Origin of the sequence: Pseudomonas sp. EA_15y_Pfl1_P101 (genome assembly GCF_963970835.1) — a bacterium.
In the GTDB taxonomy this organism is placed as follows: domain Bacteria; phylum Pseudomonadota; class Gammaproteobacteria; order Pseudomonadales; family Pseudomonadaceae; genus Aquipseudomonas; species Aquipseudomonas tritici.
Genome location: NZ_CAXAPA010000007.1, coordinates 108,498 through 135,305, shown reverse-complemented (window position 1 = coordinate 135,305; position 26,808 = coordinate 108,498). Strand labels below are relative to the sequence as shown.

Annotated in this window: 27 protein-coding genes and 1 pseudogene; 15 read left to right on the top strand and 13 right to left on the bottom strand. The window is 61.2% G+C overall.

What is annotated here, in order from left to right; translation table 11 throughout:
• Window positions 1–11: 11 nt before the first annotated feature.
• The 7 genes from hflC (at window position 12) to cfaB (ending at window position 7,232) form a co-directional block, all read left to right on the top strand.
• Entirely contained in the window at window positions 12–992 is a 981-nt protein-coding gene (gene hflC / locus AACY36_RS13045) for a protease modulator HflC (RefSeq protein WP_339418585.1), read from the top strand.
• Window positions 989–2,023, top strand: coding sequence for a protease modulator HflK (hflK, locus tag AACY36_RS13040; protein ID WP_339497213.1), 1,035 nt, complete (start codon window positions 989–991; stop codon window positions 2,021–2,023). Before hflC ends, hflK begins: the two co-directional genes overlap by 4 nt.
• On the top strand, window positions 2,020–3,906 hold the full coding sequence (locus AACY36_RS13035; protein WP_339427713.1) for a cation-translocating P-type ATPase: 1,887 nt from the start codon (window positions 2,020–2,022) through the stop codon (window positions 3,904–3,906). Before hflK ends, AACY36_RS13035 begins: the two co-directional genes overlap by 4 nt.
• A 117-nt stretch (window positions 3,907–4,023) precedes the next feature.
• Window positions 4,024–4,275, top strand: a complete 252-nt coding sequence (bufA2, locus tag AACY36_RS13030; protein WP_339418590.1) for a BufA2 family periplasmic bufferin-type metallophore — start codon at window positions 4,024–4,026, stop codon at window positions 4,273–4,275.
• A 63-nt stretch (window positions 4,276–4,338) separates the two neighbouring features.
• Window positions 4,339–5,184, top strand: a complete 846-nt coding sequence (gene bufB, locus AACY36_RS13025) for an MNIO family bufferin maturase (protein ID WP_339418592.1) — start codon at window positions 4,339–4,341, stop codon at window positions 5,182–5,184.
• The gene (locus tag AACY36_RS13020; RefSeq protein WP_339418594.1) at window positions 5,175–5,963 is read left to right on the top strand and encodes a DNA-binding domain-containing protein; all 789 of its coding nucleotides are present in this window, start codon (window positions 5,175–5,177) and stop codon (window positions 5,961–5,963) included. The genes bufB and AACY36_RS13020 overlap by 10 nt, the downstream gene beginning before the upstream one ends.
• Window positions 5,964–6,050: 87 nt before the next feature.
• Complete coding sequence (gene cfaB / locus AACY36_RS13015; protein WP_339418595.1) at window positions 6,051–7,232, top strand: C17 cyclopropane fatty acid synthase CfaB; 1,182 nt, start codon at window positions 6,051–6,053, stop codon at window positions 7,230–7,232.
• 36 nt (window positions 7,233–7,268) lie between these two features.
• On the opposite strand, the gene cls is transcribed toward cfaB, so the two are convergent.
• The gene (gene cls / locus AACY36_RS13010; RefSeq protein WP_339418596.1) at window positions 7,269–8,708 is read right to left on the bottom strand and encodes a cardiolipin synthase; all 1,440 of its coding nucleotides are present in this window, start codon (window positions 8,706–8,708) and stop codon (window positions 7,269–7,271) included.
• A gap of 130 nt (window positions 8,709–8,838) precedes the next feature.
• On the opposite strand from cls, the gene AACY36_RS13005 reads away from it, so the two are divergent.
• Window positions 8,839–9,360, top strand: a complete 522-nt coding sequence (locus AACY36_RS13005; RefSeq protein WP_339418598.1) for a DUF3617 domain-containing protein — start codon at window positions 8,839–8,841, stop codon at window positions 9,358–9,360.
• Here AACY36_RS13005 and AACY36_RS13000 read toward each other — a convergent pair.
• The 6 genes from AACY36_RS13000 to folE2 are packed head-to-tail and all read right to left on the bottom strand — an operon-like array spanning window position 9,357 to window position 14,566.
• Window positions 9,357–10,694 carry a dihydroorotase gene (locus AACY36_RS13000; RefSeq protein WP_339418600.1) on the bottom strand — a complete coding sequence of 446 codons (1,338 nt, stop codon included), beginning with the start codon at window positions 10,692–10,694 and terminating at the stop codon, window positions 9,357–9,359. The genes AACY36_RS13005 and AACY36_RS13000 overlap by 4 nt on opposite strands.
• A 3-nt stretch (window positions 10,695–10,697) precedes the next feature.
• Window positions 10,698–11,258: a gamma carbonic anhydrase family protein gene (locus tag AACY36_RS12995; protein WP_339418602.1), complete on the bottom strand. Its 561-nt coding sequence runs from the start codon at window positions 11,256–11,258 to the stop codon at window positions 10,698–10,700.
• Window positions 11,255–12,133, bottom strand: coding sequence for a metal ABC transporter substrate-binding protein (locus tag AACY36_RS12990; RefSeq protein ID WP_339418603.1), 879 nt, complete (start codon window positions 12,131–12,133; stop codon window positions 11,255–11,257). Before AACY36_RS12990 ends, AACY36_RS12995 begins: the two co-directional genes overlap by 4 nt.
• Before the next feature lie 11 nt (window positions 12,134–12,144).
• On the bottom strand, window positions 12,145–13,011 hold the full coding sequence (locus AACY36_RS12985) for a metal ABC transporter permease (RefSeq protein WP_339418604.1): 867 nt from the start codon (window positions 13,009–13,011) through the stop codon (window positions 12,145–12,147).
• Window positions 13,011–13,679 (bottom strand): metal ABC transporter ATP-binding protein, encoded by a 669-nt coding sequence (locus tag AACY36_RS12980; protein WP_339418606.1) that lies wholly within the window; start codon window positions 13,677–13,679, stop codon window positions 13,011–13,013. Before AACY36_RS12980 ends, AACY36_RS12985 begins: the two co-directional genes overlap by 1 nt.
• A complete protein-coding gene (gene folE2 / locus AACY36_RS12975) occupies window positions 13,676–14,566 on the bottom strand; it encodes a GTP cyclohydrolase FolE2 (protein WP_339497210.1) in 891 nt (296 codons plus the stop codon). The genes AACY36_RS12980 and folE2 overlap by 4 nt, the downstream gene beginning before the upstream one ends.
• 127 nt (window positions 14,567–14,693) lie before the next feature.
• Here folE2 and AACY36_RS12970 point away from each other — a divergent pair, with 127 nt between their 5' ends.
• Complete coding sequence (locus tag AACY36_RS12970; RefSeq protein ID WP_339418610.1) at window positions 14,694–15,896, top strand: N-acetylmuramoyl-L-alanine amidase; 1,203 nt, start codon at window positions 14,694–14,696, stop codon at window positions 15,894–15,896.
• Here the strand turns inward: AACY36_RS12970 and AACY36_RS12965 are convergent.
• A complete protein-coding gene (locus AACY36_RS12965) occupies window positions 15,893–16,261 on the bottom strand; it encodes a glutamine synthetase (protein ID WP_339497242.1) in 369 nt (122 codons plus the stop codon). The genes AACY36_RS12970 and AACY36_RS12965 overlap by 4 nt on opposite strands.
• A 142-nt stretch (window positions 16,262–16,403) precedes the next feature.
• Here AACY36_RS12965 and zigA point away from each other — a divergent pair, with 142 nt between their 5' ends.
• From zigA to AACY36_RS12950, 3 genes are read left to right on the top strand one after another with little or no spacing between them, the layout of a single operon-like run.
• Window positions 16,404–17,612 (top strand): zinc metallochaperone GTPase ZigA, encoded by a 1,209-nt coding sequence (zigA, locus tag AACY36_RS12960; RefSeq protein WP_339418612.1) that lies wholly within the window; start codon window positions 16,404–16,406, stop codon window positions 17,610–17,612.
• Window positions 17,612–18,256 carry a DUF1826 domain-containing protein gene (locus AACY36_RS12955; protein ID WP_339418614.1) on the top strand — a complete coding sequence of 215 codons (645 nt, stop codon included), beginning with the start codon at window positions 17,612–17,614 and terminating at the stop codon, window positions 18,254–18,256. Before zigA ends, AACY36_RS12955 begins: the two co-directional genes overlap by 1 nt.
• A 44-nt stretch (window positions 18,257–18,300) precedes the next feature.
• The gene (locus tag AACY36_RS12950) at window positions 18,301–19,263 is read left to right on the top strand and encodes a CobW family GTP-binding protein (protein WP_339427760.1); all 963 of its coding nucleotides are present in this window, start codon (window positions 18,301–18,303) and stop codon (window positions 19,261–19,263) included.
• Here AACY36_RS12950 and AACY36_RS12945 read toward each other — a convergent pair.
• Window positions 19,257–19,652 (bottom strand): DUF3301 domain-containing protein, encoded by a 396-nt coding sequence (locus tag AACY36_RS12945; RefSeq protein ID WP_339418616.1) that lies wholly within the window; start codon window positions 19,650–19,652, stop codon window positions 19,257–19,259. The genes AACY36_RS12950 and AACY36_RS12945 overlap by 7 nt on opposite strands.
• Before the next feature lie 116 nt (window positions 19,653–19,768).
• On the opposite strand from AACY36_RS12945, the gene pdxY reads away from it, so the two are divergent.
• A complete protein-coding gene (gene pdxY / locus AACY36_RS12940; protein WP_339418618.1) occupies window positions 19,769–20,641 on the top strand; it encodes a pyridoxal kinase PdxY in 873 nt (290 codons plus the stop codon).
• Window positions 20,642–20,723: 82 nt separating this feature from the next.
• Window positions 20,724–21,752 (top strand): hypothetical protein, encoded by a 1,029-nt coding sequence (locus AACY36_RS12935; RefSeq protein ID WP_339436618.1) that lies wholly within the window; start codon window positions 20,724–20,726, stop codon window positions 21,750–21,752.
• 36 nt (window positions 21,753–21,788) lie between these two features.
• Here the strand turns inward: AACY36_RS12935 and AACY36_RS12930 are convergent, their stop codons facing one another.
• On the bottom strand, window positions 21,789–22,274 hold the full coding sequence (locus AACY36_RS12930; protein ID WP_339418621.1) for an acyl-CoA thioesterase: 486 nt from the start codon (window positions 22,272–22,274) through the stop codon (window positions 21,789–21,791).
• Window positions 22,275–22,443: 169 nt separating this feature from the next.
• Between AACY36_RS12930 and AACY36_RS12925 the strand changes: the two are divergent.
• Window positions 22,444–22,875 (top strand): annotated as a pseudogene (locus AACY36_RS12925) (cation:proton antiporter); the annotation flags it as partial.
• Between the two features lie 22 nt (window positions 22,876–22,897).
• Here AACY36_RS12925 and AACY36_RS12920 read toward each other — a convergent pair.
• The 3 genes from AACY36_RS12920 to uvrD form a co-directional block, all read right to left on the bottom strand.
• Window positions 22,898–23,305: an SMI1/KNR4 family protein gene (locus AACY36_RS12920; protein WP_017135771.1), complete on the bottom strand. Its 408-nt coding sequence runs from the start codon at window positions 23,303–23,305 to the stop codon at window positions 22,898–22,900.
• Between the two features lie 136 nt (window positions 23,306–23,441).
• Window positions 23,442–24,302 (bottom strand): Tim44 domain-containing protein, encoded by an 861-nt coding sequence (locus AACY36_RS12915; RefSeq protein WP_339418622.1) that lies wholly within the window; start codon window positions 24,300–24,302, stop codon window positions 23,442–23,444.
• A gap of 189 nt (window positions 24,303–24,491) precedes the next feature.
• A complete protein-coding gene (gene uvrD / locus AACY36_RS12910) occupies window positions 24,492–26,675 on the bottom strand; it encodes a DNA helicase II (protein ID WP_339418624.1) in 2,184 nt (727 codons plus the stop codon).
• Between the last annotated feature and the right edge of the window lie 133 nt (window positions 26,676–26,808).

The window sequence follows — 26,808 nt, the reverse complement described above, 5'->3', positions numbered from 1 at the left end:
GAGTCTGTCTGTTGAGCGCTCATTCTCACGATCATCATCACGGCCATCACCACCATCATCACGGTGACGAGCAAGCCGCCGGCCCATTCCCATGGCGGCGCATGGCCTGGGCGCTGTTGCTGGTGCTGTTTGCAGTCGCGGCCGCCAGCCTTGTGCAGGTGCGCTCCGGCGAGGCCACGGTGATTACCCGTTTCGGCAACCCATCGCGGGTGCTGCTGGAACCGGGCCTTGGCTGGCGCTGGCCGGCGCCGTTCGAAGCGGCGATCCCGGTGGACTTGCGCCTGCGCACCACCTCCAGCGGTTTGCAGGATGTGGGCACCCGTGATGGCCTGCGCATCATCGTGCAGGCCTATGTGGCGTGGCAGGTGCAGGGCGACGCGGAGAATGTGCAGCGCTTCATGCGCGCCGTGCAGAACCAGCCGGATGAAGCGGCGCGGCAGATCCGTACCTTTGTGGGGTCGGCACTGGAAACCACGGCGGCCAGTTTCGACTTGTCCAGCCTGATCAACACCGATGCCAGCCAGGTGCGCATCGCCGATTTCGAAGCGCAGTTGCGCCAGCAGATTGATCAACAATTACTCACCACTTACGGCGTGCGCGTGGCCCAAGTGGGGATCGAGCGGCTGACCTTGCCGTCGGTGACCCTCACCGCCACGGTCGACCGCATGCGCGCCGAGCGTGAAACCATCGCCACCGAACGCACCGCCGTGGGCAAGCGTGAGGCAGCGCAGATCCGTTCTGCCGCCGAGCGCGATGCGCGCATCCTCCAGGCCGACGCCACGGTGAAAGCCGCCGATATCGAAGCGCAATCGCGGGTCCAAGCAGCGCAGATCTATGGTCGCGCGTACGCCGGTAATCCCCAGTTGTATAACCTGCTGCGCTCGCTGGATACCTTGGGCACCGTGGTCACGCCGGGGACCAAGATCATCCTGCGCACCGATGCGGCGCCGTTCCGCGCCTTGGTGGACGGGCCGAAGGACGTTCAGCCATGACCGAGCGTGACAGCCCGGACAGCCCATGGATCCAGGCCGGGCGCCTGACCTTTCTGGCGCTGTACGCGGTGACCGTGTTGGCGGCGTTGGCCTGGGCGTTTTCCAATGTGCGCCAGATCGACCCGCAGAACCGCGCCGTGGTGCTGCACTTCGGCGCCCTTGACCGCATCCAGAATGCCGGGTTGTTGTTGGCGTGGCCGCAGCCGTTCGAGCAGGTGGTGCTATTGCCCGCAGCCGACCGAGTGATCGAGCGGCGTGTGGACAACTTGCTGCGTTCCGACGCGGCGACCCAGGCCGACCGCGTGGCCAGTTTTGCCACGCCGCTCAGTGATGCGCTGGCCGGCTCCGGCTACCTGCTGACCGGCGATGCCGGTGTGGTGCAGCTGGATGTGCGGGTGTTCTACAAAGTCACTGAACCTTACGCCTTTGTGTTGCAGGGCGACCATGTGCTGCCGGCGTTGGATCGACTGGTGACCCGCAGCGCCGTGGCCCTGACGGCAGCGCGTGACCTGGACACGATTTTGGTGGCGCGTCCTGAATTGATCGGCACCGACAACGGCGCCGCCGAACGCCGTGAGCGGTTGCGCGGCGATCTGGTGCAAGGCATCAATAAACGCCTCACGGAGTTGGCTTCCACAGGCTTGGGATTGGGCATCGCAGTGACCCGCGTCGATGTGCAATCGAGCCTGCCTGGCCCGGCAGTGAATGCCTTCAATGCCGTCCTCACCGCCAGTCAACAAGCCGATAAGGCCGTAGCCAACGCTCGCACCGAAGCTGAAAAACTCACCCAAAATGCAACCCAACAAGCTGATCGCCTGGTGCAAGTTGCCCACGCCCAGGCCAGCGAACGCCTGGCCAATGCTCAGGCGCAAACCGCAACCGTCGCCAGCCTGGCCCAGGTGAAAGACTCGGGCCTGTTGTTGCGCCTGTACCGTGAACGTCTGCCGAAGATTCTTGGCCAGGCCGGTTCCGTGACCACGGTCGATCCACAAGACGACTCCCGCTTGATCATCCAGGGAGCCGAACAATGAGCGCACCCATGCTGACCTCCGCCGAGCAGCGCAGTGCCGCCCGGCAATTGACCCTGGCCATGTTGGCCTTGGGCTTGCTGATACTGGGCCTGGTATGGCGCTGGCTGGCGCCGGACCAGACCGGTGTGAGCCAGTTGCTGCTGGGCGTGGCGTCCTTGCTGGTGGCCGTTCCCGTGATGCGTTCGGCCTGGTACAGCCTGCGCTTCCCCAGCCTGCATGGCATCACCGACCAACTGATCGCCCTGGCCATGCTCGGTGCTTGGGCTACGGGGGATCTGCTGACCGCCGCGCTGCTGCCGATCATCATGATTTTCGGCCACGTGCTGGAAGAACGCAGCGTGATCGGCTCACAGGAAGCGATCCATGCCCTCGGCAAACTCACCCGCAGCCATGCGCGGCGGGTGCAGGCTGACGGCAGCATTGTTGAAGTGGATAACGGCACGCTGAACACTGGCGATATCGTCGAAGTGCGCGCCGGTGATCGGGTGCCCGCCGATGGCGTGGTGCTGTCGGGCCAGGCGAGCCTGGACACGGCGCCGATTACCGGTGAGTCGGTACCGTTGGAAGCCAGCGCAGGGGTGCTGGTGTTTGGCGGCGCGATCAACCTCGACGGTTTGTTACGTATTGAGGTGACCCGCACCGGTAACGAATCCACCTTAGGCAAAGTCATCGCGCTGATGCAGAACGCCGAGCGTTCCAAGCCACCGATTACGCGGCTGCTGGAGCGCTATGCCGGCAGCTATATGGTGCTGGTGTTGTTGCTGGCGGCGGTGACCTGGTTTGTGACCAATGACGCCCAGGCGATGCTCGCCGTGCTGGTGGCGGCATGTCCCTGTGCGCTGGTGCTGTCGGCGCCGGCCACGGCGATTGCCGGCATTGCGGTGGCGGCGCGGCATGGGATTCTGATTCGCAGCTCGGCGTTTCTGGAGGAGTTGGCGGACCTGACTTCACTGGTGGTCGACAAGACCGGCACCCTGACCTTTGGCACCTTGCGTCTGCAATCCATCGAAACCACGGCGCCGGATCGGCAGGTGATGTTGAACCTGGCGGCCAGCCTGGGCTCGGCCAGCAGCCACCCGGTCAGCCGGGCGTTGGCGGGGTTGGCGACGCAGGAACAGATGCAAGTGTTGACGGACATTCGCGAACGCCAGGGGCTGGGCGTCGTGGCGCAAACCCAGCAGGGCGAAGCGGCCTTGGGCCGGCCAGAGTTATTCGAGCAACTGGGCATTGTCACTACGGCGGTACCGAACCACGATGGCCCGATCGCCGGGCTGGCGCTGAACGGGCAATTTCTCGCCTGGCTGCTGCTGGCCGACAGTGTCAAACCGGAAGCACGCCAAGCCCTGCAAGAGCTGCGCGAGCTCGGCCTCGGTCGGCAACTGCTGCTCACGGGCGATCGTCAAAGCGTGGCCGACAGCCTCGCGCTGGAGGTGGGCATCAGCGACGTCGAAGCCCAGGCCCTGCCGGAAGACAAGCTCAACCGCGTGCTAGGGGAAATCGGCAGCGGTTTTCGCCCGATGGTGGTGGGCGACGGTATCAATGATTCCCTGGCGCTCAAGGCCGGTGTGGTCGGCGTGGCCATGGGCGCGGGCGGCGCGGATATCGCCTTGGCGTCGGCGGACGTGGTGCTGATCGGCAGCGACCTGCGGCGTCTGGGTACTTGTGTGCGCTTGAGTCGCCAGTGCCGGCAGACGTTGCAGGTCAATGTGATCATCGGCTTGGGCTGGACCTTGGCCATCGTCGTGTTTGCGGCGTTCGGTTGGTTGGGTGCGGCGGGCGCGATGATTGCGGCGGTGCTGCATAACCTCAGCACCTTGCTGGTACTGGGCAATGCCGGGCGACTGTTGCGATTTCAGGAGCCACTGTTGAAGCTTGAGGAATAATGTTCAGAAATAGTTGAGAGGTGTTGTAACGCCGACGAGGGACCTCGCTCTAGTGGTGTGTCGAGACTGAACAATCCGTTCAGACCGACACCCACACTGACCCTTGAGGACTTCAAAATGAACATCAAAAATGCCGTTTCCGGTGCTGCCCTGGCTCTCGCTGCCGCCACTATGTTTGCCGGTGTCGCCACTCAGGCACAGGCCGCCGACGCTACTGTTCATTGCTACGGCGTAACTTCCTGCAAAGGCATGAACGACTGCAAAACCGCTGAAAATGCCTGCAAAGGGCAGGCTGTCTGCAAGGGTCACGGTTTCAAGGCCATGACCAAGGCAGCCTGTGACGCCGCTGGCGGCAAAGTCGGCGAGTAATCGCAGCCGAGTGCTACCGCAGCGGTTTACCGTCCGCTGCGGACACTCTCCCAGGAGTGTCTTATGCCTACCCCCCTTGCGAGCCTCGGTTACGGCCTGGGTTTACGCAGTGAGTACTACCCGCAGATCCTTGAACAATCGCCGCCCGTGGATTGGTTTGAAGTGATCTCCGAGAATTATCTGGTCCAGGGCGGTAAAGCCTTGTACTACCTGGATGCGATAGCCGAGCGCTATCCCCTGGTGATGCACGGCGTGTCCTTGTCCATCGGCGGGCCCCATGCCCTCGATACCGATTACCTGAAGCAAATCAAACAGCTCGCCGAGCGCATCCAGCCGGCATGGATTTCCGATCACCTGTGCTGGAGCCGCGGCAGCGCCCACCAGTTGCATGACCTGCTGCCGCTGCCTTACACCGAAGAAAGCCTCTACCACGTAGCTGCCCGCGTGCGCCAAGTGCAGGACGTGTTGCAACGCCCTCTGGTGCTAGAAAATGTCTCCAGTTATGTGCGCTCCAAGGCCGACGAATTCACCGAGTGGGAATTCCTCAACGCGTTGGCTCACTTGTCGGGGTGCCAGTTGTTGCTGGACGTCAACAATGTGTATGTCAGCTCGCGCAATCATGGCTTCGACGCTTGGACGTTTATTCGCAACCTGCCACCTGGGAGTATCCGCCAGCTGCACCTGGCGGGGCATATGGACTACGGCGACTACGTGGTCGACACCCATGACCATCCTGTGTGTGACCCGGTGTGGGCGCTTTATCAACAAACGCTTGAACACCTGGGGCCTGTGTCGACGCTACTGGAGCGCGACGACCATTTCCCACCCTTTGAAGAGCTGCTCATCGAATTGAGCAAGGCCCGTGAGTTGGGCGCTAAGGCCCTGGCCAGGAGGCATTTATGCGCCTGACCGATTGGCAGTTGGCCTTCGAACAGCACCTGTTAGCCGACACACCGAACGCCAGCAGTGGCTTCGCCGCGACCTTGATGGGCGGGCCGACGCTGGATGTAGAGACGGGCCTGGCGATTTACCACAACGCCTATATCGCGCGGCTGCAGGAAGTTTTGCGGCATGATTTCCGCGCTATCCATTATTGGTTGGGCGATGATGAATTCGCCTCGCTGACCCAGGCCTATGTGCGCCGTTACCCATCGGCCCATTACAGCCTGCGCTGGCTGGGTCAGCGTTTCCCGGCGTTTATCCTTGAGCATTTGGTGGCGGAGCAAAGTGCGCCGCTGGCGGAACTGGCGCGGTTGGAGTGGGCGTTTACCCTGGCCTTTGATGCACCGCAGGGCGAACGGCTGACGCTGAACGATATGGCGTTGTTGCCACCTGAAGAATGGCCGGTGCTGCAGATCACGCTGGCGCCATCGGTGCAGCAGGTGCTGTGTCATTTCAATAGCGTAGCGATCTGGCGCGCCAGCAAGGACGAGTCGGATTTCCCCGACAGCCAGCCGTTGAGCCCGCCACAGATCTGCCTGGTGTGGCGCCATCAGAATATTTGCCATTACCGTAGCTTGGAACCCGAAGAAGCCTGTGCCTTGGCGGGAATGGCGACCACTGGCTGGAACTTCGCCGAACTGTGCGCAGCGTTGGCAGTCAGTTACGCAGAGGGTGCACCGTTGCAGGCCATCACGTGGCTTAAACAATGGGTTCAGGACGGCTTGCTCGAGCGCCGGGCCTTATAGGCGAGCGCTATCAAATCGATAGCCTCCTACTTTGTCTTCGGATGGTCTACCCTCAAGCCAGACGTCTGAAACACGGGGGGACTACTCATGCTCGCGCAACTTCCACCGGCCTTACAGAATCTTCAGCTACCGCTGCGTCTGCGACTCTGGGATGGCCATGAATTCAACTTGGGCCCCGAGCCCAGCGTGACCATCGTGGTGAAGGACCCCGCGGTTGTCAGCCAATTGACCCATCCCACGCTCAACTCATTGGGCGAAGCCTTTATCGAAGGCAAGCTGGAGCTGGAAGGCTCTATTGGCGAAGTGATCCGGGTGTGTGATGAACTGAGTCACGCGCTGGTGCACGACGATGAACCCCGTCCGGTGCGCTCGATTCACGATAAGGCCACTGACGCAGCCGCTATTTCCTACCATTACGACCTGTCCAACGCGTTCTACCAGCTTTGGCTGGACCAGGACATGGCGTACTCCTGCGGGTATTTCGAAACCGGCAGCGAATCCATCGACCAGGCTCAACAAGACAAATTTCGCCACTTGTGCCGCAAATTGCGGTTGCAGGCCGGCGAGTACTTGCTGGACGTCGGTTGTGGCTGGGGCGGCCTGGCGCGTTTTGCCGCGCGGGAGTTCGGGGTCAAGGTGTTCGGCATCTCCTTGAGTAAAGAGCAGTTGGCACTGGCCCGCGAGCGGGTGAAAGCCGAGGGCCTGGACGATCAGGTGGACCTGCAACTGCTCGACTACCGCGACCTGCCGCAAGACGGTCGTTTCGACAAGGTGGTCAGCGTGGGCATGTTTGAACACGTCGGCCACGCCAATCTGGCGGAGTACTGCAAGACGTTGTACGGCGCCGTGCGTGAAGGCGGCCTGGTGATGAACCACGGCATTACCGCCAAGCACACCGACGGTCGCCCTGTGGGCCGCGGCGCGGGGGAGTTTATCGAGCGTTATGTGTTCCCCAACGGCGAACTGCCGCACCTGGCGATGATGACCGCCGAAATCAGTGAAGTCGGGCTGGAAGTGGTCGACGTCGAAAGCCTGCGCCTGCACTACGCCCGCACGCTGGACCATTGGAGCGAGCGCCTGGAAGACAACTTGGAGGCAGCGGCGAAAAGGGTGCCGGAGCAAGTGCTGCGCATTTGGCGGTTGTACCTGGCGGGTTGCGCGTATGCGTTTGCGCGAGGCTGGATCAACCTGCACCAGATTCTGGCGGTGAAACCCCATGCTGATGGCAGTCACGAACTGCCGTGGACGCGGGAAGATGTCTATCGCTGATCTACCGGGACGTTAGCGATCCAAATGTGTTGGCCTTTAGAGGATGGGTGAGATCAGCCGCGCGACCCGCATGCCCAGTTGTTGAAGACGGCGTGTCTCGCGGCTTTCTTCCTGGCTGACCTCATGGGCCAGCGCGAAATCGTCCAGCAGCATGTGCTCGACTTGTTTAGCGAACGCTTCGTCGACCGTCAGCAGCATCACTTCGAAATTTAGCCGGAACGAGCGGTTGTCCATGTTGGCGCTGCCGATGGCGCTGATTTCGCTGTCCACCAGCACCACCTTCTGATGCAGAAAACCTGGCGTGTAGCGGAATACGCGCACCCCGGCGCGCACGGCTTCGAACGCATAAAGGCTGGACGCGGCGTAAACGATGCGGTGATCGGGCCGTGACGGCAGCAACAGGCGCACATCTACACCACGCAGAACCGCCAAGCGCAGGGCGGCGAATACCGCCTCATCGGGCACAAAGTACGGGCTGGTGATCCACACGCGTTGGGTGGCTGCATGAATGGCTTCTACGAAAAACAGTGAGCAGGTTTCGTAAGGGTCGGCGGGGCCGCTGGCGAGCAATTGGCAAAGCACGCCATCCTCGGGGTAGGCGTCCGGCAGAATCAATGGCGGAAGTTCCCGCGCGGCCCAGAACCAGTCTTCGGCAAACGACTCCTGCAAGCACGCCACCACCGGGCCGGTGACCTGCACATGCGTATCGCGCCACGGCGCCAGCGGCGGTTTTTTGCCCAGGTACTCATCGCCGACGTTATGCCCGCCGATAAACCCGGTGATGCCGTCCACCACCACGATCTTGCGATGGTTACGGAAGTTGACTTGGAAGCGGTTGAGCCAGCCGCTGCGCGTAGCGAATGCTTTGATATGCACGCCGGCTTCACGCAGTGAATGCACATAGCGATGAGGCAGGGCGTGGCTGCCGATACGGTCGTACAGCACGTAAATGGCTACGCCTTGAGCGGCTTTTTCCTTCAACAAGATGTGCAATTGGCGGCCCAGTTCGTCGTCATGAATAATGAAAAACTGGAACAGCACGGCGGTTTTCGCGCTTCGGATGGCTTCAAAAATCGCGCTGAAGGTCGCGTCGCCGTTCACCAGCAGACGTACCTCATTGTTGGCCAGGCACGGCATGCGGCCCAGCTTGGGCATGGCGCGCAGCGAGGCGTAGGCGCTGGAGTGACGCGCAGCAAGGGCCTCCTCGACCCACGGGCGCCAGTTCAGTGCGGTGATTGCCTTGTGCATTTCCTGGTTGGCCTGGCGACGCGCCTGGATGTAAGCATCGAACGTGCTGCGACCAAAGATCAGGTAGGGGATCAGCGTGAGGTAAGGCATGAACATCAGCGACAAGGCCCAGGCGATTGAGCCTTGGGCGGTCCTGACGGTCAGCACCGCATGAATCGCGGCGAGGGTCCCGAGAAAGTGCAGCGTGGCAATGAAGTAGGCAAGCAGGTGCGGGCCAAAGAAATCCATGGACGACGGTACTCCAGGCAATCCAGTGCCTAACAGACCATGTCTGGTCACGAATGTCGCTATTTTATTTGCCGTGCAACACTGACGCTTTTGCGGCGTCTAACGCCCACAATTGCCCAGGAGTTACCCGATGAATGCTCGTCTGCTAGGTTTGGCCATGGTTGTTGGTTTGTCGCTGCCCGTGGCAGCGCAGGCGCAGATGCTGGCGCCGGGCTTGTGGGAATTGACCACCAGCAATATGAAAGTCGATAACCAGGACCTGCCGGACTTGTCGCTGATCCTCGGTCAACTCAAGCAACAGATGACCCCCGAACAGCGTGCCATGCTCGAAAAACAAGGCATCAACATGGCCGGCAAAGGTGTGCAGGTGTGCCTTACACCGGCACAGGTCGCCTCCGATTCCATCCCCCTGACCGACCCGCAATCGGGCTGCAAACAGGAAGTGACCGACAAGACCGGCAACCAGTGGAAATTCCGCTTCAGTTGCCCGAAAGCCCAGGGCACGGGCGTGGCGACGTTCCAGAGCCAGAAGGAATTCACCACCACCGTCAACGGCACCTTCAACGCCACTGGGATCCAGCAGAAGGGCAGCCTGGACAGCCATGCCCAGTGGTTGGGTAACGATTGCGGTACAGTCAAGCCTCGCGCTTAACGCAGAAAATGCAGGGGTAAACCCTGACAGCTATCGACCACTTGGCCGTTGTGCCAGGCCAGGTGGCCGGATACCAGGGTGGTGCTGACGCTGTGGCGAAAGCTGCGTTCGGCGAAGGGCGTCCAACCGCAGCGGGCCAGGATCGGCTGGCTGCTGACGGGCTTTCCCTCGGGCTCGGGTTTGATCAGTACCAGGTCGGCCCAATAGCCTTCGCGTAAATAACCCCGGTCCGGGATGGCAAACAGGTCGGCGACGCGGTGGCTGGTCTTCGCTACCAGGGTGGTGATGGGCAGCAGCCCGTCCGCCACCAACTCCAGTAATGCCGGCAACGCGTGCTGCACCAACGGCAGCCCTGACGGCGCTTCGCGATACCCCATCTGTTTTTGCGCCCAGGTATGCGGCGCGTGGTCGCTGCCGATCACATCCAGCCGGTTGCTCAACAAGGCCAAGCGCAAGGCATCGCGGTCGGCGCGGGTCTTGATCGCCGGGTTGCATTTGATCTGGTGGCCGAGGCGGTGATAGTCGCGGTCATCGAACAGCAGGTGATGCAGGCAGACTTCGGCGGTGATGCGTTTTTCGGCCAGAGGCTTGTCTTCGAATAGCGCCAACTCGCGGGCGCTGGTCAGATGCAATACGTGCAGGCGGGTGCCATAACGCTTGGCCAGTTCCACCGCAAAAGATGAGGAACGATAGCACGCCTCGGCATCGCGGATCAGCGGGTGCGCCACGGCTGGGATGTGCTCGCCGAAGCGTTCGTGCAGGCGCAGTTCGTTGGCCTGGATGCTCGGCGTGTGCTCGCAATGGGCCAACAGAATGGTCGGCACTTCGGCGAACAGGCGTTCCAGGATGCGTGGATCGTCCACCAACATGTTGCCGGTCGAGGCGCCCATGAACACTTTGACCCCGGCCACCTCCCGCGGGTCGAGCGCGGCGACGGTGTCGAGGTTGTCGTTGCTCACGCCGAAGTGAAAGCCATAGTTGGCCACCGAGTGCAGTGCGGCGCGGCGTTTTTTATCGGCCAGGGCTTCCAGGTTCAGGGTGGCCGGATGGGTGTTGGGCATGTCCATGAAGCTGGTGATGCCACCGGCCACCGCGGCGCGGGATTCACTGTAGAAACTGCCTTTGTCCGGTGCCCCGGGGTCGCGAAAGTGCACTTGGTCATCAATCATGCCGGGCAGCAGCCATTGGCCTTGTGCGTCGATGGCCACGGTCGCGTTGCAGCCTTCGATGCTGCTGGCGATCTTCTCGATGCGACCATTGGCAACCCATACATCGGCGTCGAATGCCTGGCCTTCATTCACCAGGCGGGCGTTGCGGATCAGCAGGCGGCTCATGGTTCAGAACTCGTTTTGCAGGGCTTTGTAGCCGCGCACCAGATCGACATTGGTGCGTGCCACGTCTTCGGAGAACTCCGAGGCACTGACGCTCACCGGCGGGAATTGCGACAGGTCGGTATTGGGTCCGATGCGGGTGGTGGAGGGCACGTAGAACGCGGCGGGCAAGTCGCGCCCGTCGACCACCGAGTTGTGGCGCACCACGCAGCCGTCACCCAAGGCGCAGTTGAACAGCACGCTGTTGAAACCGATGAACACGCGGTCGCCAACGCTGCACGGGCCGTGGACGATGGAGCGGTGGGCGATGGAAGTAAATTCTCCGATCGTCACCGCCGCGCCGGACTTGGAATGGATGACCACGCCGTCCTGGATGTTGGAGTTGGCACCGATGGTGATCGGGTCCATGGTGCCGCTGGCGTCGACTTCGTCGGCACGGATCACGGCGTAGGGGCCGACGAAGACGTTCTCGCCAATGATGACTTTGCCGCAGATGATCGCAGTTTTGTCGACGTAGGCGGATTCGGCAATCACGGGCAGATCGCCCGACGGGTTCTTGCGGATCATGGCTTGCCCAACGCGGCGCACAGGGTGTTGAGGTTGTATTCGAACAGTCCTGTGAAGGTGCTGGCCGGGCCTTCCGCGGCGAGGGCGTCGGAGTACAACGTGCCGCCGATCTGCGCGCCGCTTTCATCAGCGATCTGCTTGAGCAGGCGCGAATCCTTGATGTTTTCCATGAACACGGCTTTGACTTTGTCTTTGCGGATCTGAGTGATCAGCGCAGCCACTTCGGCAGCGGACGGCTCACGTTCGGTGGACAGGCCTTGGGGGGCGAGGAACTCGATACCGTAAGCCTGGCCCAGGTAACCGAAGGCGTCGTGGGAGGTGACGATGCGGCGGTTGCCGGGTGGCAGCGCGCCGAACTTGGTCTTGGCCTCGGCGAGCAGGCGGTGGATTTCTTTCAGGTAGGTTTGGCTGTTGCGCTGATAGTCGGCCTTGTTGACGGGGTCGGCAGCGATCAGCGCCTTGGTGATGTTGTTCACGTAGATTTCGGCATTGGCCAGGTTATGCCAGGCGTGTGGGTCGGGAATGGTTTCGCCGTCTTCATCCATGGTGTGGGAGATCACGCCTTTGCTGGCAGTGACCACGGTGGCTTTGGTTTCGGTGCTGGTTACCAGGCGGTCCAGCCAAGGCTCGAAGCCGAGGCCGTTCTTGATGATGACTCTGGCCTTGAGCAGCGCTTTGGCATCGTCCGGCGTTGGCTCGTAGGTGTGGGCGTCGGCGTCGGGGCCGACCATATTGCTGATCTGGATGTGATCGCCACCGATCTGGTGAGTGATGTCATCGAGGATGCTGAAGCTGGTGACCACCTGAAGCTTGTCTGCAGCCTGAGCCGTCGATAAGGACAAGACGAGACTGAACAGCACGAGTAGAGCGCGCATCGGGAAACACCTCATTGGGATGACAGCAAGGGCGGGCGGCGCAGCAAGCCGTGCACCGGACCGAAGACAACGGACAGCAGATACCCTGCACCCGCCACCAGCACGATGGCCGGGCCGCTGGGTAACGAGTAGTAGAACGACAGCAACAAACCCAGCCACACCGACACGCATCCCAGCACTGCCGATACTGCGATCAACACGGGCAGGCGCCGGCTCCAGAAACGTGAAGCGATGGCCGGCAACATCATCAGGCCCACCACCATCAAGGCGCCGATGGCCTGGAAGCCGATCACGAGGTTCAGCACCACCAGGGTCAGGAACAGCCCGTGAGCCAGTGGGCCGAGGCGACTGACGGTTTGCAGGAACAGTGGGTCGAGGGTGTCCAGCAGCAGCGGCTTATAGATCACAGCCATGGCGATCAGGCTGAAACCCGTGACCCAGAGCATGCCAGTGAGGGTGGTTTGGTCCACGGCCAAGGCGGAGCCGAACAGCAGGTGCAGCAGGTCCAGGCGCTTGCCGGCGATGCCGAGGATCAGCACGCCGGTGGCGAGCGAGATGGGGTAGATGGCAGCGAGGCTGGCGTCTTCGCGCAGGCCTGTGCGACGTGTGATCCAGGCGGACAGGCCAGCCATGCTAAGGCCTGCACCGAGGCCACCGATGGTCAAGGCGGGCAGGCTGAGCCCGGCAAACCAGAAACCCAGCGCGGCGCCGGGCAGAATGCCGTGGGCGACGGCGTCACCGATCAGGCTCATGCGCCGCAGGATCAAAAACACGCCCAACGGTGCGGTGCTGCAGGCGAGTACCAGGCCGCCAATCAAGGCGCGACGCATGAAGACGAAGTCGACGAAGGGCATCCACAGGTGGGCGGCGAAATGCATCAGGCCACCTGCATCTGAGGTTGCGGGCGGATCAGCTCTTTGCTCGGGCCAAACACGCAGCCGGTGCTTTTGATTTGCACCACTTGCTGGGTGTGCTGGCGCACGGACGCAAGGTCATGGCAGACGACGATCAGCGTGCGGCCTTGCGCTTGCCAGGCGTGGATGTGTTTCCAGCACAGCGCCTGGCCTTCTTCGTCGAGGGCGGCGTGAGGCTCGTCGAGCAACAACACGGGCGATTCGGCCAGGCTCATACGGGCGAGCAGGGCGCGCTGCAATTCGCCCCCGGACAAGGCCATCAACGGGCGGTGCTCCAGGCCGCTGAGGCACCAGTCTTGCAATACCGCCTCAAGGCGCTGGCTACGTTGTGGCGGGGAGAGTTGAGTGCCCCAGAAACCGGCGGCGACCAATTCTTGAAGGCTGATGGGGAATTGGCGGTCGAGTTGTTGCTGCTGGGGCAGGAACGACAGGCCGCCACGGCGTGGAACGTCCACGCTGACTTTGCCCGCCAGAGGTTTTTGCAGGCCGGCGATGACCTTGAGCAGGCTGCTTTTACCGGTGCCGTTGGCCCCGATGATGCCGGTCAGGCTGCCTTTTTCCAGGGTGAGGTTTATGGCGGGTGTCAGCGGTTGGCCTGGGGCGCCCCAGCGCAAAGCGGTGCAGGTGATCATGCAGGGTTTCTCGTCCAGCGGCTTTCAGCCACGGCATCGTGCGCGTGCAGGCTTTCGGCGTGGATCACTTTCAGGTGGAAGGCTTTGACGGCATCCGAGCGTTTCAAGGCGAGGTTCACGCGGCGGGCGGCGTCTTCGCAGAACATCAGGTTCTGCCCATTGGCCAGGGCGAAGGCTTGTTCGTCCGCACGTTTTACAGCGGTTTGTACGGCGGTGCCGAGGGCGGCTTCGACCTTATCGATTAACTCTGTAATAGGTAATTGCTCGCCTTGCAGTTGGACATGCAATTGCGCATTGCTGCGCTGACTGTGGGGCGTGGCGACGATGCCGTTGGCGCTGCCGAGCCAGCTCAACACGTCGTCGTGCCGCAACGGGGTGTTGCCAAAGTCTTCGACAAATTGCTGCTGAATCAATTGCCTGGCGAGGGCAGCAGAGCAGGGGCAGGTTGAGGAATAAATAACGTCAATTTTTAGTTCCACGTGGAACATCTGGTTTTCAAGACGCGCTTCGATACTGATCGGGTAGCGCTTCCATCCGGCCAAGGGGCTGACCAAGGCGGCGCGTTTCAGCAGCAAATCCGTGTGGATACGCAGGTAGGCGTTCTTAGATAAACCTTCATGACTGTCGAGAAACCGCTGCAGTACATTACGCAGATGTGCGGGCGTAAGGGACTGCTGGTCGAGCATTTCCAGCGCCAGGTACAGGCGTGACATATGAATGCCACGGGCGCTGCCATCGTCCAGGCTCACGCCAGCGTCGGCGGTGGCCGTCAGGTGCTGGTCGTTGATCAGGATCGGCAACGCGATGCCGCACATGCCCACCCAATCGAGTGGCAAGGCTTGGCGTGAAGCCTGCGCGGCGATATCCGGCAGAGTCAGCGCATTCATGAGCAGGTCCATCGTTGGAAATAAAAAGACATGTTATATTATAACTATTGAGTCGACGATGATTTTTCTGCTCCTGCCTTTTTTCAGTCATGTCGAGTAGGGACGCTCCTTTATTTGCGGTATTCGTATGCACAGACGTCAGCTCTTGAACCTGCTCTTGGCCAGCCCTCTTTTCACTCTGCCGTTTACGGCCCACGCCACGCAGATACGCAACGCCCGCTTGTGGCGCTCGGACGACAAGCTTCGGCTGGTGTTCGACCTCAGCGGCCCGGTGCAATACAAGACGTTTACCCTGAGCGCACCGGAGCGTTTGATCATCGACCTGAGCGGCGCCGGGCTCAGTGGTGATTTCACTCAGTTGGCGTTGAAGGACAGCGGGATCACCTCAATCCGCTCCGGGCATTTCGGCAAAAGCGATACGCGCATCGTGCTGGACCTGGCGTCGCCGATGCAGCTCAACAGCTTTCTATTGCCACCCCAGGACGGCCAGGGCCATCGCCTGGTACTGGACCTGACCAGCGCCACCCAGGCGCCTCGACAAATCGCCGCCGAACCTGCGCCGTTAGTGGATAAGGCGCACCCCAAGCGCGACATCATCGTGGTGGTCGACCCCGGCCACGGTGGCAAGGACCCAGGCGCCGTCGGCTCCAAAGGCCAGCGCGAGAAAGACGTGGTGCTGTCCATTGCCCAGTTGTTGGCCAAACGTTTGAAGCGTGAAAAGGGCTTTGACGTGAAGTTGGTGCGCAACGACGACTTCTTCGTACCGCTGCGCAAGCGCGTGGAAATCGCCCACAAGCACAATGCCGATATGTTCATCTCAGTGCATGCGGATGCGGCGCCGCGGATCACCGCGTCAGGCGCGTCGGTGTATGCCCTATCCGAAGGTGGCGCCACTTCAGCCACGGCGCGATTCATGGCGCAACGAGAAAACGGCGCAGATTTGCTCGGGGCCACCCGCCTGCTGAACCTGAAGGACAAGGACCCCATGCTGGCTGGGGTGATTCTGGACATGTCGATGAATGCCACGATCGCCTCCAGCTTGCAGCTGGGCAGTTCGATTTTGGGCAGCTTGGAAGGCATCACCAGCCTGCATCAGAAGCGCGTGGAACAGGCTGGGTTTGCGGTGCTCAAGTCACCGGACGTGCCGTCGGTCCTGGTGGAAACCGGGTTTATCTCCAATGCACGGGACAGTGCGCGCCTGGTTACCGTGCGCCACCAACAGGCGGTTGCGGAGGGGCTGTTTGAAGGCCTGAAAAAGTATTTCCAGAAGAACCCACCGATGAACAGCTACATGGCGTGGGTGCAGGAGCAGAAGAACGGTCAGGTCTAACAGCCGGTCATGCGGCTGCAGATGAATTTGGCGCTGGCGCCGCCCGAACTGGAAAACCGGTTGAGGGTGGTCCAGCCCACGCGCCGCGTGTAGCCGACCCATGCCTCACCGTCCGATGCCAGCCCGGTAAAGAACGTCAGTTGCCCGTAACGGCTGTTGGTCTGAGCCCAATAGCGTTTGCCGATCACCTCGTACCCGCGCAAGTACGTGGTGCTGCCGACTGTCGCTACGCTGTAGGCGTTACCCAATGGGTCGACGCAGGCCAGCAGGTTGGCGCTGCGCGTGCAGTTGGCCAGCAGACTCGGCGCTTGGGCGCAGGCAGTTCCTGCCGCCACCGATAACAGGGCGCACACCCAGTATTTCATCGGGATTCTCAAGGTTGGGGAAGTGTTCAAGCATTGCGCCCTTCGTCGTGGCAAGCAAGACGGCATTGGCTTATTTGTGTTGTTATACTATAACATAAAGGCACAGCCTGGCTTTACCGGGCGGCCTGATGAGAAAGTCCTGATGCCCAATCGTCTCCCCGTTACTGTGTTGTCCGGCTTTCTCGGCGCCGGTAAAAGCACGCTGCTCAACTACGTCCTGCGCAACCGTGAGAACCTGCGGGTGGCAGTGATCGTCAACGACATGAGCGAAATCAACATCGACGGCAGCGAAGTCCAGCGCGACGTCACGCTCAACCGCGCCGAAGAAAAGCTGGTGGAAATGAGCAACGGCTGCATCTGCTGCACCTTGCGGGAAGACTTGCTGGAAGAAGTCGGAAAGCTCGCCAAGGAAGGTCGGTTCGATTACCTGCTAATCGAATCCACCGGCATCTCCGAACCCTTGCCCGTGGCCGAAACCTTCACTTTTCGTGATGAAAACGAACAAAGCCTGGCCGACATCGCGCGCCTGGACACCCTGGTTACCGTGGTCGACGGGATGAACTTCCTGCTCGACTATCAGGCTGCTGAAAGCCTGGCCTCACGCGGCGAAACCCTCGGTGAAGAAGACGAACGCTCCATCACCGACCTGCTGATCGAGCAGATCGAATTCGCCGACGTGATCCTCATCAGCAAGATCGACCTGATCAGCAGCCGCGAACGCGAAGAGTTGATAGCGATCCTCGAGCGCCTTAATGCCCAGGCGGAAATCATCCCGATGGTCATGGGCGAAGTGCCGTTGCATAAGATCCTCAACACTGGGCGTTTCGACTTTGAACGCGCCGCCCAAGCCCCCGGCTGGTTGCAGGAACTGCGCGGTGACCACGTGCCGGAAACCGAAGAGTACGGCATCGCGTCCACCGCCTACCGTGCCCGCCGCCCCTTTCATCCGCAGCGTTTTTTCGACTTTATCGACCGGCCCTGGGTTAACGGCAAACTGCTGCGCTCCAAGGGCTTTTTCTGGCTGGCCAGCAAGCATCAGGACGCGGGCAGTTGGTCCCAGGCCGGCGGCTTGATGCGCCATGGTTTTGCCGGCCGCTGGTGGCGCTTTGTGCCGAAAAGCCAGTGGCCGCAGGACGAAGAAAGCGTCGCGGCGATCATGGGTAACTGGCAACCGAGCACCGGCGATTGTCGCCAGGAACTGGTGTTTATCGGGCAAAACATTGATTTCGCCCTGATGCGCGCCGAGTTGGACGCCTGCCTGCTCAACGATGAAGAAATGGCCGTGGGCGTCGAAGGTTGGCGCCTGCTGGCCGATCCTTTTGGCCCCTGGTATGAGGAGGCTGCCGCCTGATGCTGGCCCCGGTGATTCCCCTGCGCCCCGTAATTCGCCAGGCCTTTGGTGAAACGCCGCTGGCGCTCTCTGACATTCTCGAAGACGGCGTGAACCTGGCGTTGTGGCAGCGCCAGTTGCCGCTGCACATCGCTGAGTTCGGCGCCTTGCTGGTGGCGCTCAATGAGCCGTTGGCCGATTCCATGGTCATTGAGCTCAACAACGAAGACGCCGTGCCCAACGTGCAGGGCTTGGCGTCCAGTTGCCGCGATCTTGAAGGCTATGAAGGCTTTGTCGCCGATGTATCGTGGCTGGTCAGCGCGTTTGCCTGCTTGCTGGGTGCCAAGCGCATTGGTGTGCGGCTGCGACTGTTGGACAAGGCCATGTGCCCGCGTTTTCACGTCGATCATGTGCCTGTGCGGTTGATCACCACCTATGCCGGCATCGGCAGCCAGTGGTTGCGCGAAGGCGTGATGGACCGTCGCAAGCTGAGCCAACCGGACGCGGAGCCCAGCGAGCGTATCGAACAGATCCACTGCGGCGAAGTCGCCCTGCTCAAGGGCACCAAATGGCATGGCAACGAAGGCCACGGTTTGATTCACCGCTCGCCAGCCCTCAAAGCCGATGAACGCCGCTTGATCCTGACACTGGATTGGCTCGCATAACCGCGTAGGATCAAACGCTTTACACGGTCCGAACGATGCCCCTCATGCTCCAGAACATTCCTACCCACGTGATTGCCGGGGCCCTGGGCGTCGGCAAGACCAGCCTTATCAAGCACCTGCTCGCCCAGCGCCCGGCACACGAGCGCTGGGCCGTGCTGATCAATGAGTTCGGGCAGATCGGCCTGGACGCCGCCTTGCTCACTCAGGATGACGACGGCATTGCCCTGGGCGAAGTCGCCGGAGGCTGTCTGTGCTGTGTGAATGGAGCCCCGTTTCAGGTAGGGCTTGGTCGCTTGTTGCGCAAGGCCAAGCCTGATCGGCTGTTTATCGAACCGTCGGGCCTGGGCCATCCGGCGCAATTGCTCAAGCAGTTGCGCGCAGCGCCGTGGCAGGAGGTGCTGGCCGTTCAGCCTTGCGTGATGGTGTTGGATGCGCAGGCCCTGGCGGCAGGCAAACCCTTACCGCCAGCGCAACAGGAAGCGCTGGCCCGTGCAGGCCTGCTGGTACTGAACAAGGATGAAGCGCTGGACGCCGCACAGCGCCAGGCGATTGAGCGGTTGTTACCGGAATGTCCGCTTTACTGGACGCGCCAGGCCCGGCTGCCTCTGGAGCAATTGCCTGGCCTGCACGAACACGCGAGCAGCGCTGTGGATAACTTAGAAGTGCCAAAAGGCCTGGCGCAAATGCCGGCCATCTGGAGCGATCCTACGTTGCCGATTTGCCTCAGCCAAGCCCAAGAGGGCGGCTGGAGTATCGGCTGGCGCTGGCACCCGAGCCAGCAATTCGATGCGCAGCGCCTGTATCAATGGCTCACACACCTTGAATGGCGCCGCGCCAAGCTGGTTATCCACAGCACAGAAGGTTGGGTTAGCGCCAACGCTGTGGATAACAGCCCGCTCGTCTGGCAACCCAGTGAGTGGCGTCGTGATTCGCGGGTCGAGTTGATTTTCAGCGAGCCACAGGACTTGGCCGCGTTGCAGGCTGCATTAGCGGCCTGCCGTTACTGACGGTTCTTGGTGCCGTGGTCCTGGCGCCACTGGCTCAGCTCGATCACCTCGGCGCTAGGCAGCGGCGTCTTGATCTCGAACGGGTAGGGCGCGAGTTCGATATGTGCACTGTGGGCGCCAAATTGGGTAATCGTCCCAGGATGGCGGGTTTCGCCGGTCACGGTGAACTCGAAATTGTAGATACGTGCCAGGCGCCGTCGACCGTTGGCATCCTTCACAAAACCGATGCGCTTGAGCGCCACCGCGCCGTCCAATAGTTCGATGTCGAGCTTGGCGCAATGCTGCTTGACCCGCTCCAGCGCCCGTTCGCGCAAGCCGTGGTTGTGCCACACCCAGGCGGCGCCGGTCGCCAGCAGCATCAACACGAAGATGTTTCCCAGGGTCAGCATGCGATGAACTCCAACAAAGTGAGAGCAGCTTAACTGTGTCGCCGGTCTGTCGTATAGGCCGTGTTTAGTCGCATACTGCGCGCCCAGAATTTCAACGGCTTGACGGAATCCCCTGCATGAAACGCACACCTCATCTGCTTGCGATCCAGTCCCATGTCGTCTTTGGCCACGCCGGAAACAGCGCCGCCGTGTTCCCCATGCAGCGGGTTGGGGTGAACGTCTGGCCATTGAACACGGTGCAGTTCTCTAACCATACGCAGTATGGCCAGTGGGCGGGCGAAGTGTTGGCGCCGCAGCAGATTCCGGCGCTGGTGGAAGGCATCGCCGCGATCGGCGAGCTTGGCAACTGCGACGCCGTGCTGTCCGGCTACCTCGGCAGTGCGGACCAGGGCAGGGCGATCCTCACCGGCGTGGCGCGCATCAAGGCCCTCAACCCCAAAGCCCTGTATTTGTGCGACCCGGTGATGGGCCACCCGGAGAAAGGCTGCATTGTGCCCCAGGAAGTCAGCGATTTCCTGTTGGACGAAGCCGCGGCCATGGCTGACTTCCTGTGCCCCAACCAGCTGGAGCTGGACAGCTTTGCCGGGCGCAAGCCGCAATCGTTGTTCGATTGCCTGGCCATGGCCAAAGCGTTGCTGGCGCGCGGGCCGAAGGCAGTATTGGTCAAGCATTTGGATTACCCCGGCAAACTGCCGGATGGTTTCGAAATGCTGCTGGTGACCGCCGAAGGCTGCTGGCACCTGCGCCGACCGCTGCTGGCGTTTGCGCGTCAGCCAGTGGGCGTTGGCGATTTGACCTCGGGGCTATTCCTGGCGCGCGTTTTGTTGGGCGATAGCCTCCTGGCCGCCTTTGAGTTCACCGCCGCAGCGGTGCATGAAGTGCTGCTGGAGACCCAGGCTTGCGCCAGTTACGAGCTGGAGCTGGTGCGCGCCCAGGATCGTATCGCCCATCCTCGGGTGCGTTTTGAAGCCACGGCCATCGGCCTGTAGGATCATTCCTGATTGAGCCAGGCAAAGGGCGTCCGTTAATATCGGACGCTTCTTCATCCCCTGTGTTTTTCAAGGAAGAACCATGTCTCCCTTATTCCCTTCGCTGCGGGCGCTAACCGCCCTGGTGCTGATGTCGCTGCTGGCCGGTTGCAGTGTGAACGGCACTTACCCTGACGCCACCGAGCCTGATGCCGCCAAGCTGCGTTTCATCTCTAATACGTCCAATACCACCATCGACGTCTACGACGCTCAGCACTGTATGGGCCAGACCACTGGCATGCTGAATAATATTTTCCTGGTCGATACCCGGCGGCGTGTCGACATGTCCGTCCCTCCGCCAGCCAAGGCCAGGGGGTTGCTGGAGTTCAAGCTGGCGCCTGGCAAAGAGACGATGTTGATGATTAATACCAATGGGGGTAGCTACGTTTGCGGCAAAGCACTGAGCATCACGCCAAAGGCAGGGGAAGAGTATGAAGTGACCTTTGACATGGCGCGGGGGGTTTGCACGACTTCGTTGCAGCGCCTGGCCCGATCTAATGGCAAGGACGTGCGCATTCCACAGCCGATATTCGAGAACGGCATGCCATCGTGCGCAGGCAAAAGCCCGATATTCGGTAAGGTTATCCCCGTCACGCCACACCGTACCGCGTTGATCAACGCGATCGTTGAAACCCATATGCAGCTCATCACGTTGATGGAGCCAGACACAGCGCAGCGCCCGCAAGCCACCGAAGAGGCGATCGCCGAGCGCAAGGCGAAACTTGGCCAATTCACTCCACCCGAGGCCTATTGGGCTGAGTACCGTCAGAACTATGCACGGGTGAATCAGGAGTTGGCCGGCCGCAAGGCGCGGACTCTTGAGCTTTATGAGAGGGTTTACCGCATGCGGCTGAGCGGCACCGAAGATGCCATTCTGGAGCAGTGGCAAAACCCGACAGACGCCGCCGTGGTCGAGCGCGTCAAGGCGAACGACAAGTTGATGGCGCAGTACTATCAGAACACCAGCAAAGCGGTGATGGTAGACATCGTTAACCATCACATTGAGCGCATGAGCCAGTTGGATCAGCGATTTGATGTGTGCGCCCACTACGATCAGTGCTGGCGGTTGTAGGGGCGGGGTTTGTTCGCCCCTACAAGGGAAAAGGGCTTATAGGGCGTCCGCCTTGATTTCCTGGTAGCGCTTTTCCAGCTCCTGGCGGATCTGGCGGCGCTGCTGGGCTTGCACGAACCGGCGTTTGTCTTCGCTGTTGTGCGGTTGCAGCGGCGGTACGGTGGCCGGTTTGCGCTGGTCGTCCACGGCCACCATGGTGAAGAAGCAGCTGTTGGTATGGCGCACCGAGCGCTCGCGGATATTCTCGGTCACCACCTTGATGCCCACCTCCATCGAGGTGTTGCCGGTGTAGTTGACCGACGCGAGGAACGTCACCAGTTCGCCGACATGGATCGGCTCGCGGAAAATCACCTGGTCGACCGACAACGTGACGACATAGCGGCCGGCATAACGGCTCGCGCAGGCGTAGGCGACTTCGTCGAGGTATTTGAGCAGGGTACCGCCGTGGACATTGCCTGAGAAGTTGGCCATGTCAGGGGTCATCAATACCGTCATCGACAGCTGGGCGTTTCCGGGTTCCATAGCACACTCACGGGTTGTAGGCATTGGTTGGGGGGGCACCTCTGCGGGTGCTGGAATCTTTGCAGCGCCATCCCTAACGGGACGCCGGTGGGCGGCTTGCCGTCACGCTTCTACCGATCTGTTTCCATATCTTGCGCCGGCTTTCTGCCGGAAGTCGCGGTGTTAACCCGCGGCGGTCATGCCCAAGCGCATGAGCCGAGTGTTCGGCATGTATGGCGAATGGCTGCGCAGCATTCAGCCATAGGGCGAGGGCGTGATGCTGGTGTCGCTGCTCTTCCTGATCGCGGCGTACCGCAAGCTCAAGGCGCTGTCGATGCTGCTGGCGGAGATGAGCGTGAAGCCGGAAATGGCCGGGCGGCATACTCAGCGCGTGCGGCGGGTGATTGCGGAGCTGATCCCAATCCTCTCGCTGCTGGTGATTTTCCTGCTATTGGCAGCCTTGTCGGCCAGTATCCTGCCGACCAACAAGTTGCTGGTGCTGATCGCCGTGGTCACGGCAGCGGTGGCGGCCGTGCTCTGGCGGTGGTTCATCCGCGTGCATACGCGGATGCAGGTCGCATTGCTGGAGACGCTGGATAATCACAAGGATACGCCAGAGCACTCACACCGGCCTGGGTGTGAACTCAGCTTTCCAGCCAGACGTCCCGCGCCCAGTGCCACACCGATTCCCAGGTTTCTTCGGTGACAAGTTCTTCTTCGCCAGACCACAGCACCACCGTGCCGTCTTCCTCGACGCAGTAATAGTCGTCACCGTCCTGGCAGATCGGGATCATGCTGCGATCAACGCCGGCATCCCAAGCGTTTGCTGCCACGTCCGGCAGGTAGGTGTGGGATTGTGGGTCGGTGACAGTCACCGGCTCCAGGCTGCCGTACACCACGTCGCTGACGGTCAGCAGGAATTCCCGGAAGACAAACGGGATGTCGATGAACAGTTGTTCCTCGATTTCCACAATCTGATCTTCATCAGGCAGTTCCAGGGGAACCGGGACCGGTTCGTTGGCTTCACGCAATTGTTCGATGATTTCTTCCACGGCCGGGATCCTCTTGCTAGATGGCGCGGTTTATAGGGGCGTTTTATACAGTAGCTCGCTATAAGTGCAACCGTGAAATAGAAAACCCCGGACAGGTCCGGGGTTTTTTGTGACTGCCTGCTCAAGCGTGCGGGGATCAGCCGTTCTGGCGGATACCGGCGACCAGCCATGGCTGGTTCTCGCCTTGTGGGCGTTCCATGTTCCAGCTTTCGCTGAACACTTCACCCTGGTCGAAGCGTGAGGTCTTAGACACACCGCTGAACGTCAGTGTGGCGATGGTCTTGTCGGCGCGATCATCCACACCGTCCAACTGTACGCGCAGGTCTTCAATGTAGGTCGACTGGAAAGCGTCGCCCAGGTCGGCACGTTCGCGCTTGAGGAACTCCAGCAGTTGCGGGGTTACGAACTCGGCGATCTTGTCCATTTCGTTGGCGTCCCAGTGCTGCTGCAGGGACTGGAAGTGGCTGCGGGCCGCTTCGACGAAACGTTCTTCGTTGAACCAGGCCGGTGCGTTGATCACCGGGCGGGCTGCAGCAGGTGCTGCCGAACCACCGAAGATCGAACCCATGGCTGGTTTTTGCTCGAACGCTTCACGCTGCATCGGCGCGCCGGCGGGAGCCAGGTGCTCCTGCTGCTTGCGGCGACGGGCAGCGATAAAGCGGAAGATCATAAAGGCGATGACCGCCAGGATCAGCATGTCGAAAATCTGCATGCCCTCGAAGCCGCCCCCCATGAACATGGACGCGAGCAGGCCACCGGCGGCGATACCGGCCAGAGGGCCTAACCAGCGCGAAGCACCGCCAGCCTTGGCAGCAGCGCCCGCAGCACCGGCTGCGCCTGCGGTAGCCGCAGCACCGCCGGATGGAGCCATTTGGCTGGTCTGGTGAGTCGGTGCTGCCCCCGAACTTTTGCCGCCACCGAAGCGCTTGGCGTTGGCGTCGATGCTCATCGTCAGGCCGATGCACAACGCCATGGCGATGCTAAGAAAACGTTTCATAAAGGGAATTCTCATTTGTGGATTGCACGCGCGCCATGTTGCACAGGTGCAGTGACAGTGGCTAGCGACATAATGTTTCGGGCTTTTGCGTAGGACCGGCCCAGAAAGGTCTGTAGGACTTATTACAGATATTGGCCCGCGCTTGCTAAAAACAAGGGCGGGCCAATCACCTTCATGTAGGCAGATGTTTCAAATGGCGTCGAGCTTCGCGTAACCCATCATCAGCCACTTGCTGCCTTCGGCGAAGTTCACCTGCACCCGCGCCTGGGCACCCGCGCCTTCGAAGTTGAGGATCACGCCTTCGCCGAACACCGAATGCCTGACCTGCTGGCCAAGGCTGAACTGGGTTTCCGGAATTTCTGAGCCGGCGAACAGGCTGCTGGCGCTTTGCTGCTGGCCTCCGCCGAACGGGCGGCTGACGCTGTTGGAAAGGCGCACTTCCTGAATCAGACCCTTCGGCACCTCACGTACGAAGCGCGACACCTTGTTGTAGGTCTCGCTGCCGTACAGGCGTCGGGTTTCGGCGTAGGTCATCACCAGGTTCTGCATGGCGCGGGTGATGCCGACGTAGGCCAGGCGACGTTCTTCCTCTAGACGGCCAGGTTCTTCCAGGCTCATCTTGTGGGGGAAGAGGCCTTCCTCCATGCCGACCAGGAACACATACGGGAATTCCAGGCCCTTGGCGCTGTGCAAGGTCATCAGCTGGATGCTGTCTTCATGCTCATCGGCCTGGGTGTCGCCGGCTTCCAGCGACGCATGCCCGAGGAATGCGGCGAGCGGAGTCAGCTCTTCGTCTTCCTCGGTGTTTTCGAACGCACGGGCGGCGCTCACCAGTTCCTCAAGGTTTTCTACCCGAGCCTGGCCTTTCTCGCCTTTTTCCGCTTCGTGGTAGGCGATCAGGCCGGACTGTTCGATAACGGTCTGAGTCATCAGGTGCAGCGGCATTTCCGCGCATTTGGCCGACAGGTTCTCGATCAGCTCGACAAACACGCCCAGTGCGCCCGCTGCACGACCGGTCAGGCCTTTATTGGCGATCAGCAAGCGCATGGCTTCCCACATCGACACATCGGCATGGCGAGCGTGGTCGCGAATCGCCTCGACGGTTTTCTCGCCGATGCCACGCGCCGGGATATTGATGACGCGCTCCAGCGCCGCATCGTTGCCACGACCTTCCAGCAAACGCAGGTAAGCCATGGCGTTCTTGATTTCGGCACGCTCGAAGAAGCGCTGGCCGCCATAGATGCGGTACGGGATGCGCTCGCGCAGCAAGGCTTCTTCCAATACCCGCGATTGGGCGTTGGAGCGGTAAAGAATCGCGATGTCGCTGCGTGCCAAGCCGGTTTTCAGCGCGCTTTCGATGGTTTCTACCACGTAGCGCGCTTCATCGTGCTCGTTGAACGCGGCGTACAGGTTGATCGCTTCGCCTTCGCCGCCGTCGGTCCACAGCTCTTTGCCCAGTCGCCCGGTGTTATTGGCGATCAAGGCGTTGGCTGCCTTGAGGATCCCGGCTGTGGAGCGGTAATTCTGCTCCAGGCGGATGGTGACCGCGTCCGGGAAGTCTTCGGAGTACTGGTAGATGTTTTCGATTTTCGCGCCACGCCAGCCGTAGATCGACTGGTCGTCGTCACCCACCACCATCAGACTGTCGCCACCTTTGGCCAGCAGGCGCAACCAGGCGTACTGCACGGCGTTGGTGTCCTGGAACTCGTCCACCAGAATGTGTCGGAAGCGTTTCTGGTAATGGGCCAGCAACCCTGGGTTGTCGCGCCACAGGTCGAGGGCGCGCAGCAGCAGCTCGGAGAAGTCGATGACCCCGGCGCGCGCGCAGGCGGCCTCGTAGGCTTCATAAATGCTGCGCATGGTGGCCAGGAACAAGTCGCCGCTGGCCTGGATATGTTGCGGGCGCAGGCCTTCGTCTTTCTGGCCGTTGATAAACCATTGCGCCTGGCGCGCCGGCCAACGCTGTTCGTCGAGGCCCAGTTCGCGGATCACCCGCTTGACCAGGCGTTGCTGGTCATCGCTGTCGAGGATCTGGAAGGTCTGGGCCAGGCCCGCTTCCTGCCAATGGGCGCGCAACAGGCGGTGCGCCAGGCCGTGGAAAGTGCCTACCCACATGCCGGCCGGGCTGATGCCCATCAACTGCTCGATGCGGTGGCGCATCTCGGCAGCGGCCTTGTTGGTGAAGGTCACCGACAGGATGGAATGCGGTGACGCGTTCTCGACCTGGATCAACCAGGCGATACGGTGCACCAGCACTCGGGTTTTACCGGAGCCAGCACCGGCCAGGACCAACTGACGGCCAACGGGGGCTGCTACGGCCTGGCGTTGGGCATCGTTGAGGGAGTTAAGCAAAAGAGAGAGATCATCGCGCATCGGCGCATTCTATGGCCCACGGGAGAGTGGGGCAAATACCAATGCCGGGTGGTCGACGTAAAACAGTCGGGGTGATGACCGGTCGGTCAACGGTCGCAGCCCGCGCAGCGTCTCGTTCAAGCCGTCTGGCTCC

Coding starts and splice junctions, on each gene's coding strand:
- uvrD (WP_339418624.1), bottom strand. CDS start 26,675: ATGCGCGATGATCTCTCTCTTTTGCTTAACTCCCTCAACGATGCCCAA.
- AACY36_RS12930 (WP_339418621.1), bottom strand. CDS start 22,274: ATGGAACCCGGAAACGCCCAGCTGTCGATGACGGTATTGATGACCCCT.
- AACY36_RS12935 (WP_339436618.1), top strand. CDS start 20,724: ATGTCTCCCTTATTCCCTTCGCTGCGGGCGCTAACCGCCCTGGTGCTG.
- AACY36_RS12970 (WP_339418610.1), top strand. CDS start 14,694: ATGCACAGACGTCAGCTCTTGAACCTGCTCTTGGCCAGCCCTCTTTTC.
- AACY36_RS13035 (WP_339427713.1), top strand. CDS start 2,020: ATGAGCGCACCCATGCTGACCTCCGCCGAGCAGCGCAGTGCCGCCCGG.
- bufB (WP_339418592.1), top strand. CDS start 4,339: ATGCCTACCCCCCTTGCGAGCCTCGGTTACGGCCTGGGTTTACGCAGT.
- AACY36_RS12950 (WP_339427760.1), top strand. CDS start 18,301: ATGCTCCAGAACATTCCTACCCACGTGATTGCCGGGGCCCTGGGCGTC.
- AACY36_RS12980 (WP_339418606.1), bottom strand. CDS start 13,679: ATGATCACCTGCACCGCTTTGCGCTGGGGCGCCCCAGGCCAACCGCTG.
- zigA (WP_339418612.1), top strand. CDS start 16,404: ATGCCCAATCGTCTCCCCGTTACTGTGTTGTCCGGCTTTCTCGGCGCC.
- AACY36_RS12945 (WP_339418616.1), bottom strand. CDS start 19,652: ATGCTGACCCTGGGAAACATCTTCGTGTTGATGCTGCTGGCGACCGGC.
- bufA2 (WP_339418590.1), top strand. CDS start 4,024: ATGAACATCAAAAATGCCGTTTCCGGTGCTGCCCTGGCTCTCGCTGCC.
- AACY36_RS12915 (WP_339418622.1), bottom strand. CDS start 24,302: ATGAAACGTTTTCTTAGCATCGCCATGGCGTTGTGCATCGGCCTGACG.
- AACY36_RS12985 (WP_339418604.1), bottom strand. CDS start 13,011: ATGCATTTCGCCGCCCACCTGTGGATGCCCTTCGTCGACTTCGTCTTC.
- cfaB (WP_339418595.1), top strand. CDS start 6,051: ATGCTCGCGCAACTTCCACCGGCCTTACAGAATCTTCAGCTACCGCTG.
- AACY36_RS12965 (WP_339497242.1), bottom strand. CDS start 16,261: ATGAAATACTGGGTGTGCGCCCTGTTATCGGTGGCGGCAGGAACTGCC.
- hflK (WP_339497213.1), top strand. CDS start 989: ATGACCGAGCGTGACAGCCCGGACAGCCCATGGATCCAGGCCGGGCGC.
- AACY36_RS13020 (WP_339418594.1), top strand. CDS start 5,175: ATGCGCCTGACCGATTGGCAGTTGGCCTTCGAACAGCACCTGTTAGCC.
- folE2 (WP_339497210.1), bottom strand. CDS start 14,566: ATGAATGCGCTGACTCTGCCGGATATCGCCGCGCAGGCTTCACGCCAA.
- cls (WP_339418596.1), bottom strand. CDS start 8,708: ATGGATTTCTTTGGCCCGCACCTGCTTGCCTACTTCATTGCCACGCTG.
- AACY36_RS12995 (WP_339418602.1), bottom strand. CDS start 11,258: ATGATCCGCAAGAACCCGTCGGGCGATCTGCCCGTGATTGCCGAATCC.
- AACY36_RS13005 (WP_339418598.1), top strand. CDS start 8,839: ATGAATGCTCGTCTGCTAGGTTTGGCCATGGTTGTTGGTTTGTCGCTG.
- pdxY (WP_339418618.1), top strand. CDS start 19,769: ATGAAACGCACACCTCATCTGCTTGCGATCCAGTCCCATGTCGTCTTT.
- AACY36_RS13000 (WP_339418600.1), bottom strand. CDS start 10,694: ATGAGCCGCCTGCTGATCCGCAACGCCCGCCTGGTGAATGAAGGCCAG.
- AACY36_RS12955 (WP_339418614.1), top strand. CDS start 17,612: ATGCTGGCCCCGGTGATTCCCCTGCGCCCCGTAATTCGCCAGGCCTTT.
- AACY36_RS12990 (WP_339418603.1), bottom strand. CDS start 12,133: ATGCGCGCTCTACTCGTGCTGTTCAGTCTCGTCTTGTCCTTATCGACG.